Origin of the sequence: Pseudoroseomonas cervicalis ATCC 49957 (assembly GCF_000164635.1) — a bacterium.
GTDB classification, from domain to species: domain Bacteria; phylum Pseudomonadota; class Alphaproteobacteria; order Acetobacterales; family Acetobacteraceae; genus Pseudoroseomonas; species Pseudoroseomonas cervicalis.
The window spans coordinates 1-731 of the sequence record NZ_GG771159.1; the positions used below are offsets into that span (position 1 = coordinate 1).

At 78.4% G+C, this 731-nt stretch carries 2 protein-coding genes; both read right to left on the bottom strand.

Features of this window, described 5'->3' with window-relative positions:
* A partial coding sequence (locus HMPREF0731_RS22330; protein ID WP_040614509.1) for a hypothetical protein occupies window positions 1-180 on the bottom strand: 180 nt, incomplete at its 3' end.
* Window positions 177-731 (bottom strand): UDP-N-acetylglucosamine 2-epimerase (locus tag HMPREF0731_RS22335; RefSeq protein ID WP_007006545.1); only part of this gene is annotated, 555 nt, incomplete at its 5' end. The genes HMPREF0731_RS22330 and HMPREF0731_RS22335, both read right to left, overlap by 4 nt.

Consider the following 731-nt stretch of genomic DNA (forward strand, 5'->3'; position numbering starts at 1 on the left):
ATGCCGCTCCGGCGCCGTGTCGCCGGGGCCGATGTGCAGCACCCGCCAGCCGGCCGCCGCCAGCGCCGCCCCCTCCTTGCCGACCACCCGCAGATCGGTCGGCGGATGCGCGGCGGAGAGCAGGCAGACCAGCGGCGCCTCGGGCGGCGGGGCGGTGCCAGGAGGAGGTGCTGCGCTCATGCGGCGCTGCGACCCTGGCGCGATGGGGGGCCACCCGGACCGGGCTTCGCCTCGGGGGGAGCGAAGCCGGCCCGGGTGGCGGGCGGCGCGCCAGTCTGGCGCGTCGCCGGGCTCGCCCTTCCGGGGGGGGGGACAGTGGGAAGGGCGGAACCTGCGAAACCGGGGGCCACGGGCTGGGCGCGGGCGGCCAGGAACTCGGACAGATGCTCGGCCATGCGCGCCCCGGCGCGGCCGTCCCAGAGCGGGATGGGCAGCGCCGGCGGCCAGGCGCCGTCCAGCACCTCCCGCACGCATTCGGCCAGCTCATGCGGCCGCACCAGCCGGTTGGCGCCGGAGTCCAGCGTCACCGGCCGCTCGGTGGAGGGGCGCAGCGTCATGCAGGGCAGGTCGAGCAGCGCCGCCTCCTCCTGCACCCCGCCGCTGTCGGTGGCGACCAGCCGGGCGCGCGCCAGCAGACCGATGAAATCGAGATAGCCGAGCGGCGGCAGCAGCTTCACGCCCGGCGGCACGGCCAGCCCCGCCTCGCGCAGCCGCGCCGCGCTGCGCGGGTG